The following is an 8,108-nucleotide window of genomic DNA, read 5'->3' on the forward strand; positions in this document are numbered from 1 at the left end:
CGCCGGGCTCGGCTCCGAAGCCGACCAGGTCCTTGCCCTCGAGGACGTTGCCGGTGAGGCGGGGGCCACCACTCGCGGTCCTGTGTGCGTTCGGCTCGGCCCTCAGCGCGGGAGCGGCGGCCGGGGTTCCTGCGGGGAGTCGCCCGGCGGAGTACCGCGCTCGTCCCTGATCACCTCGCCCTGGACCACCTTGCCGTCGGGCCGGTGGATACGCGCCTGCTGGAAGGCGCCGCCCAGGGAGCCCTGGGCGGCCTCGCGCAGCTTGCGCTCGAAGGTGCGCTCGGCGTAGCGGCTCACGGCCTTCTGGACCGGGGGCACCAGCAGGAGCAGACCGGCCGCGTCGGAGAGCAGACCCGGGATGATCAGCAACAGCCCGCCCAGCATCATCAGGCCGTTGCCCTCGCTGTTCGACCGCGGCTCGGGCAGCACGCCGCTCTGTTGCTGCTGCAGCGTCTCGGTGAGGTTCTCGAAGGCACGTCGGCCGGCTCGCTTGACCACCACCGAACCGAGAACCAGACCGGCCAGCAGCACCAGGAAGACCACCAGCCCGTTCGACGCCCCGGCGAGGACCGTGAGCAGCCAGATCTCCAGCACCAGCCACGCGGCGACGCCGAGCGGCAGGACGGTGCGCAGCCGGGAGCGCCGGGGCCGGGCGGGGTTCGGGGTCTGAGCGCCAGTCGTCATGCTCCCAGTGTGCCTGGCCCCTGCTCAGCACGGGATAAGCGGGACCGGCGGGGCCCCGGGGCGGTGGACGCACGCGCGGCCCGCCCCTTCCGCCCAGCGGGCCCCTTCGCCTACCCGCCCTGCTTCGTCTGCTCGGCCCGCTGCGACTGCTCGGTCCGTTTGGCGTCCTCACGTCCCAGGACCTTGCCGACCCTGTCCCCCACGCCCCACGCGGTGACCCGCCACAACGCCTCGACGACGATGTCGCGGCTCATCTTCGAGTCGCCGAGTTCCCGCTCGACGAAAGTGATGGGCACCTCGACGACGTGATAGCCGGCCTTGACCGCGCGACGGGCGAGGTCGACCTGGAAGCAGTAGCCCTGGGAGGCGACGTCGTCCAGACCGAGGCCCTCCAGGGTCTCGCGGCGGAACGCGCGGAAGCCGCCGGTGATGTCGCGCAGCGGCAGATCGAGCGCCACCCGCGAGTAGAGGCTGCCCCCGCGCGAGATGTACTCACGGGACTTGGGCCAGTTGACCACCCGGCCGCCGGGCACCCAGCGCGAACCGAGCACCAGGTCGGCACCCTTGAGGGCGGTCAGCAGACGGGGCAGTTCCTCGGGCTGGTGGGAGCCGTCGGCGTCCATCTCGACGAGTACGCCGTAGTCGCGCTCCGCACCCCAGCGGAAGCCCGCGAGGTACGCGGCGCCCAGGCCTTCCTTACCCTTGCGGTGCAACACCTGGACGTGGTCGTCCGTGGCGGCCAGTTCGTCGGCGAGCCTGCCGGTGCCGTCGGGGCTGTTGTCGTCGGCCACGAGAACGTGAGCCTCGGGGACGGCCCTGCGCACCCGGCCGACGATCGCCTTGATGTTCTCCGCCTCGTTGTAGGTCGGGATGATCACCAAGGCCGTGCCGAGCGGGCCGAAAGTCCTCCCCTGGGCTTCCGCCGCGCGGGTCCCGTCGCCGTCGTTCACAACTGCCCCTTCATGTCATGTTCAGGGTCCCACCATAGTGGTCACAGCCTGCACCGACATGGCATCACGTTCATATGATGGTGCTAATTTCCGAAGATCGGGTAGAAGCGGGCCTTCCCTCTGCGGGGAAGGCCCCGGGTGCGGTGTACGGCGGATGGGGGCCCGGCGCCCTTCGGTCCGACCTGGGACCCGCCGGCTGCGAGTCGACCTGAAGCCGTTGTCTACTGAGCGCCCGGCCCCACCCGGGGCCACACCTTCCCGACCCACCGGAACGTTCCCTCGCGCCGCGCCGACGCTGAGCCTGGCTCCCGGTGACGGTGCCCGGTGCGGCACACCGTCCCTGACCCAGCGGCGTTGCCTCGAGTGGGCGGAACTTCCCCGGTCGGGCGTCCGATGGTGGACCCCGCCGAACCTAGCTTTCCCCCCGCTGCTTCCCGCCAACAGACGTTTGACCTGCGCAATGCGGTTCAGATGTCTGGCCGGCGAGGAGGATGCGCAGGTCGCGAGACGGGGGCTCGGCACGTGCTCGTCACCGGGCGGTCCGCGTAGATCACTCTCCCGGCCGTACGAAGACCGCGCGTCCGCCGACCACCGTGCGCCGACAGACGGGCAGGTCACCACCCGGGGTCAGGTCCGGCAGCCCGGGGGTGCCGGAGCGGGGGTCGGTGGACCAGCGCGCCACCCGGTCGTCGGGTGCCTGTACGACGAGGTCACCGGTGCGCCACACGGCGTAGTCGGCGGGGGCCCCCGGCGCCAGGACGCCCGCGTCGTCACGTCCGATCGCCCGCCAGCCGCCCCGTGTGTGCGCGGTGAACGCGGCCCGCACGGAGATCCGGTGCTCGGGCGTGCGGTGGAAGGCGGCGGCCCGGACGGTGCCCCACGGGTCGAGGGGCGTGACCGGGCTGTCCGAGCCGAAGGCGAGCGGGACACCGGCGCGCAGCAGGGCCGCGAAGGGGTTCAGGGAGCGGGCCCGCGCCACGCCCAGGCGCCGGGCGTACATGCCGTCCTCACCGCCCCACAGGGCGTCGAAGGCGGGCTGGACGGAGGCGGTCAGGCCGAGTTCGGCGAACGCGGCGACGGTCTCGGGGGTGAGCATCTCGGCGTGCTCGACCCGGTGCCGGGCGGCCCGCACGCGCGCGATGCCCACCTCCTCGGCGGCGGCGCGCATCCCGTCGACCACCGCGCCGTTGGCGGCGTCGCCGATGGCGTGGAAGCCCGCCTGGAGGCCCGCCTCGGTGCAGTCGACGACATGGGCGGCGACGGCGGCGGCGTCCAGGTGGGCGGTGCCCGTGTGGCCGGCGTCGGCGTACGGCTCGTACAGGCAGGCGGTGTGCGAGCCGAGGGCCCCGTCGGCGAACAGGTCGCCCGCGGCTCCGGTCGCGCCCAGTTCGCGGGCCTTGGCGACGTTCCGCTCGGCCCAGTAGCCGACGACGCGCGGGCCACCGCCCTCTGCGGCGAGCCGCAGCAGGCCGGTGAAGTCGTCCTCGGAGGAGATCTCCGGGCCACCGCACTCGTGGACGGTGCCGATGCCCAGTGAGACGGCGTGGGCCAGGGCGGCACGCTGCGCCTCGGTGCGCTGGGCGGGCGTGACGGCACCCAGGGCGGCGGCGCGTACGGCGTGGTGGGCGTCGCCGGTGAGCGGCCGGGCCTCGCCGGGTGCCTCGCGGGCGATCTCGCCGGTGACGAGGTCGAGCAGCGCGGTGGTGACGACCGCGGAGTGGACGTCGATCCGGCTGAGGTAGAGAGGGCGTCCGCCGGTGGCCGCGTCGAGTTCGGCACGGGTCGGGGGGCGGCCGTCCGGCCATCGGGACGCGTCCCAGCCGTGGCCGAGCAGGACCCGGTCGGCCGGACGGGCGGCGGCGAACTCCCGTACCCGGACCAGCGCGGCCTCCAGGGAGGGGGCGTCGGACAGGTCGAGGCCGGTGAGGGCCAGCCCGGTGGCCGTGGTGTGCACGTGCGCGTCGGTGAACGCCGGGGTGACCAGCGCCCCGTCGAGGTCGATCACCTCGTCCACGCCGTCCGCGAAGGAGTCGGCGGCGCCCTCGGAGCCGACCCAGGCGATCTGGCCGCCTTCGACGACCATCGCGGTGGCGAAGGGGTCGGCGGGGCTGTGGACCTCGCCGCGACGGAGCAGGACGGTGTGCGGCGGGGCGGTGCGTTCACTCATGACCCACAGTGTCGCCCCTCGCGGGGCCGGGCCCGCACCCAGGGCCGCCCTTCACGTCACGTCCGCACCGCTGCGCCCGCGCGCCACACGTCCGGTCGCGCCGCGCACGCGCGGCGCACTCCCGCGCGGGTGCGGGTCAGACGCGCGGCGGACGGGCCTCGTACGGAGTGGACAGGACCACCGTCGTCCGGGTGGAGACGCCCGCCAGTGAGCGCACGCGTGCGAGCAGTTCCTCCAGTTGGCGCGGGGTGGCCACCCGCACCTTGAGGATGTAGTTCTCGTCGCCCGCGACACTGTGACAGGCCTCGATCTCGGGCACGCCCGCGAGGCGGTCCGCGATGTCGTCGGGGGCACTGGGGTCGAACGGCTTGACCGAGATGAAGGCGGTCATGGGCAGACCGACGGCATCCGGGTCGACGACCGCGGCATAGCCGCGGATGACGCCACGCTGTTCCAGTCTGCGCACCCGCTGGTGCACGGCCGACGTGGACAGGCCCGTGGCCTTGCCCAGGTCTGTGTAGCTCATCCGCCCGTCCTTGACGAGCAGCTGCACGATCTGTCGGTCCAGCTCCTCCATGGCGCAAGAACCTACAGTGCCGTCGATCTCCTCGGATACCCGAGCTGTCCAGGTCATGCCCGGTTCGTGATGTGCCGGGCACCCGACCCGAGTCGTGCGGGGGACGAAACCGCCCGCGGGCAGCACCCTCGGACGGAGTGTGACGAACACCACACCTTTCGAACAGCCTCCGTGATGTTCTCGTGATTACCTCCGATGGGGGAGGGGAAGTGCTTGCTGTGGTCGAGGCCGCAGTGCCTTCACGGCCCAGCCCGAGGGGGAGAACCCATGCAGAGTCTTAAGCGCCCTGGTCGCACCACGCCCAAGCGGCAGCAGCCCGTCGTCGAGCTCGTCCCCGAGTACGTCGACCCCGACGCCCTCGACGAGGAACTCGACGCGTACGACACCTTCGAGATGTACCGGGTCGTCTGCCCGGACTGCGCGCAGCCCATCGCACTGCTCGCGGACGAGGAGGTCCTGCCGGAGCACGCGCTGTGCGCCTCGCCGTGGAACCCGTTCGGGCTCACGGTCTGCACCGGCACCGGCCGCAGTGCCGACGAGGCCCGGCCGGCGGACGAGTCCGCCACGCTCCAGGAGCAGGACACCGCCCTGTTGTTGACGCTCCCTCAGGGGCTCGACTGGCGCACCCAGCCCTTCTCGCACGTCGGCGGCCCGGCTTCGCGCCCGATCAGGGTGCCCGTCATACGGCACCACGCCGCCTGAGCCGCCCCGGCCCGGCCGGAGCGGCCCGGCAAGCGCACCGCGACGGGATTCCGTGCGCGGTGCGTCACCCGGGCGGGCGGCCGGAGCGGACGTCCGCGAACGCACGCCCTATTCAGGCGGTCGGTGACCTGCCCGGTCGCTCCCGCGTTGCCCAGGCATGACGACCCCCACGCGCTCGACGACCGGGCGTCAACGCCGTGCCCTCGCTCCGCCGCCCGTACCGCAGCCCGCCGGGCACACCACCTCCCCGCCACCGCCGCAGCTCCCGGATCCGCCGATCTACCGCGATCTGATGCGGGCCTGGGCCGACAAGGGCCGCGCCCTGCCGGGCCGGCACGACCCGGAGTGGGCCCGGCTCGCGGCACCCCGGCCAGGAAGCCGGGTCAGCTCGTCGGCGGCCCCGCGAGATGGCGGGCGATGACCATGCGCTGGATCTGGTTCGTCCCCTCGACGATCTGCAGCACCTTGGCCTCGCGCATGTAGCGCTCGGCCGGGAAGTCCGCGGTGTAGCCGTAGCCGCCGAGGATCTGGACGGCGTCGGTGGTGACCCGCATCGCCGTGTCGGTGCAGTGCAGTTTGGCCATGGCCGCCTGCTTGGCGAACGGCCTCCCGGCGTCCCGCAGTCGGGCCGCCGCGAGGTACAGCGCGCGCCCCGCCTCGATCTGCGTGGCCATGTCGGCGAGCATGAACCGCAGCCCCTGGAAGTCGGCGATGGGCCGCCCGAACTGCCGCCGCCCGGCCGCGTACCCCAGTGCCTCGTCGAACGCCGCCTGGGCCAGGCCTATCGCGCAGGCCGCGATGCCGAGGCGTCCGCCGTCCAGCGCGGACAGGGCGATCGCGAAGCCCTGGCCCTCCTCGCCGATCCGCCGGTCGTCCCCGACCCGTACGCCGTCGAAGTGGACCTGCGCGGTGGGCGAGCCCTTCATGCCCATCTTCTTCTCGGGAACGGCGGCGCTCAGCCCTTCGGCGTCACCGGGCACCAGGAACGCGGTGATCCCGCGCGGGCCGTCCTCACCGGTGCGCGTCATGGCGGTGTAGAAGTCGGCGATGCCGCCGTGCGTGATCCACGCCTTGGTACCGGTGATCGCCCAGTCTCCCCCCGCCTCACGCACCGCCTTGGTGCGCAGCGAGGCCGCGTCCGACCCGGAGGACGGCTCGGAGAGGCAGTAGGCGCCGAGCAGGCCACCGCCGAGCATCGCCGGCAGGTGCTCGGCCTGCTGCTCCTTGGTGCCGTGGGTGGCGAGCGCGTAGGAGGCGAGGGTGTGCACGCTGACGCCGAGGCCGACGGTCAGGCGCGCCATGGCGAGTTCTTCGAGGACCTGGAGGTAGACCTCGTACGGCTGGTCTCCGCCGCCGTACGCCGAGTCGTAGGGCAGTCCGAGCAGTCCGGACTCGGAAAGCAGGGAGAAGACCTCGCGCGGGAAACGTCCGGCGTCCTCCTCCTCGGCCGCCTTCGGGGCGATCTCGCGCTGCGCGATGTCGCGGACGAGCGAGATCAGATCCCGCGCCTCGTCCGTGGGCAGTTGCCGGTCCACCGGCTGCGGGGCGTGGTCGGACATGGCGACGCTCTCCTCCCTGTTCGGGCACATCGGCGGATGTGCGCCTTGGGTCGGGGCGGCTCCGCCGGGTGGTTCCGGTGCCTGGCCGATGCTGTCGCCCCCGGGTCTCGGAAGCTGCTGACCAGCCGTTGTGAGCTGTGAGTATGCCCGATCAACCCGAGCACGTCACTTGTTAACGACCGCTTACTCCAAGAATTTTCCGAACATCGAAACCGGTCCGCACCATCGACCTCGTCGGCCAGCCCTCCCGCTGCCCCGCTCCGGCAAAGTCGTCGCGCTCATGTCAATCAACTTTCGCTTCCCCTCCCCACGAGGAGACACCGGATGCAGTCTCCCGACGCGCCCCATCGCAGACGTCGGCGTCCCGGGCATCGAGCCCGCGGACGCCGACGCGTCAGACGTCGCGGCGGGCGGGCTCCGGGGCCGGGTGCGCGGGATCCAGTTCCTCGATGGCGCGCATGGCTCCGCCGAGCATCTTCACCAGCAGTTCACGCATGGTCTCGCGGGGCAGTACGGGACGGTCGATCCAGTCGAGAGTGGCGCCCTCGACGCTGCACACCCAGGACAGCAGACCCATCCGCGCCAGCGGCGTGATGTCACTGGTCCCGTAGGCGCCTTCGGCGATGGTCTCGACGATCACCTCGCGCACCCCGTCCCGGATGGCATGGACCTCGGCGTCGAAGCCGACACCGCCGCTGACGATCGTGCGGTACGCGGCCTGGTTGTGCTCGGCGTAGCGCAGATAGCTGTCGACGGTGCGGTGCACGCGCTCCGCGGGCGGCAGTTCGACGCCGCCCGCCGCGAAGGTGACCAGGCCGGCCACCGAGTCCTGGATGATGGACAGGTAGTAGCCCCGCTTGGAGTGGAAGTAGTAGTAGATCAGCCCCTTGGCGACACGCGCCTGACGTGCGATGTCGTCCATCGAGAGCGCGTCGTACGACGTGTCGGCGAACAGTTTTCGCCCGATGGCGATGAGTTCGGCACGGCGTGCCAGCGAACGCTCGGTACTGCGCGCGCCGGGGCGCACGGCAGGCTGCTGACTGATGTTCAATCTTGACCCAGGTTTCCTGCGGGGGCGGACCTCCGCAGTATGTCAGGTCGCCTCCCTGGTCAGGTCAGAGCATTCTGAGCCGGGTCACGAGCATCGCGACGACCACTACGAGAACCCATCCCATGATGTGCTCGAGGATGTCCGGGCCGTCCTCCCGGGGGCCGCCGGTACGAACACCGGGGGCGGCGACAGGAGCGGTGACGGTGGCTGCGTTCGCGGTCACGGCTTCTCGCTGATCTCGGATCTCGGTGGTGCGCGCTGGACCCCCGCGCGCCGTTGTCCACCCTGCCACCGCCGGCGGCTTCTGCGGCCGAGTCCTTGGTCGCACAGCGGGGTCCGACAGCAGTCCGCGCCCGCTCTCCTCGTCCAGGTCGGCCGGCGCCCGCTGCGGGAGAAGGCAGCCTTCCGCGTCCTCGAC

8 protein-coding genes are annotated in these 8,108 nt (G+C 72.2%); 1 reads left to right on the forward strand and 7 read right to left on the reverse strand.

Annotation, left to right across the window (positions count from 1 at the left end; all coding sequences use genetic code 11):
* Positions 1-102: 102 nt before the first annotated feature.
* The 4 genes from fxsA to AB0I73_RS39215 all read right to left on the reverse strand — a co-directional run bounded on the left by fxsA (position 103) and on the right by AB0I73_RS39215 (position 4,378).
* Positions 103-684 (reverse strand): FxsA family membrane protein, encoded by a 582-nt coding sequence (gene fxsA, locus AB0I73_RS39200; RefSeq protein WP_363045173.1) that lies wholly within the window; start codon positions 682-684, stop codon positions 103-105.
* Between the two features lie 110 nt (positions 685-794).
* Positions 795-1,634, reverse strand: a complete 840-nt coding sequence (locus tag AB0I73_RS39205) for a polyprenol monophosphomannose synthase (RefSeq protein ID WP_363045174.1) — start codon at positions 1,632-1,634, stop codon at positions 795-797.
* Between the two features lie 550 nt (positions 1,635-2,184).
* Positions 2,185-3,801 carry an amidohydrolase gene (locus tag AB0I73_RS39210; protein WP_363045175.1) on the reverse strand — a complete coding sequence of 539 codons (1,617 nt, stop codon included), beginning with the start codon at positions 3,799-3,801 and terminating at the stop codon, positions 2,185-2,187.
* A gap of 136 nt (positions 3,802-3,937) precedes the next feature.
* Positions 3,938-4,378 carry an Lrp/AsnC family transcriptional regulator gene (locus AB0I73_RS39215; RefSeq protein ID WP_109379411.1) on the reverse strand — a complete coding sequence of 147 codons (441 nt, stop codon included), beginning with the start codon at positions 4,376-4,378 and terminating at the stop codon, positions 3,938-3,940.
* A 267-nt stretch (positions 4,379-4,645) separates the two neighbouring features.
* Here AB0I73_RS39215 and AB0I73_RS39220 point away from each other — a divergent pair, with 267 nt between their 5' ends.
* Positions 4,646-5,080: a hypothetical protein gene (locus tag AB0I73_RS39220; protein WP_363045176.1), complete on the forward strand. Its 435-nt coding sequence runs from the start codon at positions 4,646-4,648 to the stop codon at positions 5,078-5,080.
* A gap of 383 nt (positions 5,081-5,463) precedes the next feature.
* On the opposite strand, the gene AB0I73_RS39225 is transcribed toward AB0I73_RS39220, so the two are convergent.
* The 3 genes from AB0I73_RS39225 to AB0I73_RS39235 all read right to left on the reverse strand — a co-directional run bounded on the left by AB0I73_RS39225 (position 5,464) and on the right by AB0I73_RS39235 (position 7,913).
* Entirely contained in the window at positions 5,464-6,639 is a 1,176-nt protein-coding gene (locus tag AB0I73_RS39225) for an acyl-CoA dehydrogenase family protein (RefSeq protein WP_363045177.1), read from the reverse strand.
* Between the two features lie 394 nt (positions 6,640-7,033).
* Positions 7,034-7,690, reverse strand: a complete 657-nt coding sequence (locus tag AB0I73_RS39230; RefSeq protein ID WP_363045178.1) for a TetR/AcrR family transcriptional regulator — start codon at positions 7,688-7,690, stop codon at positions 7,034-7,036.
* 64 nt (positions 7,691-7,754) lie between these two features.
* Complete coding sequence (locus AB0I73_RS39235; RefSeq protein ID WP_363045179.1) at positions 7,755-7,913, reverse strand: SCO1431 family membrane protein; 159 nt, start codon at positions 7,911-7,913, stop codon at positions 7,755-7,757.
* Positions 7,914-8,108 lie beyond the last annotated feature (195 nt).

It is taken from the genome of Streptomyces sp. NPDC050388, assembly GCF_040655635.1.
Lineage (GTDB): Bacteria > Actinomycetota > Actinomycetes > Streptomycetales > Streptomycetaceae > Streptomyces.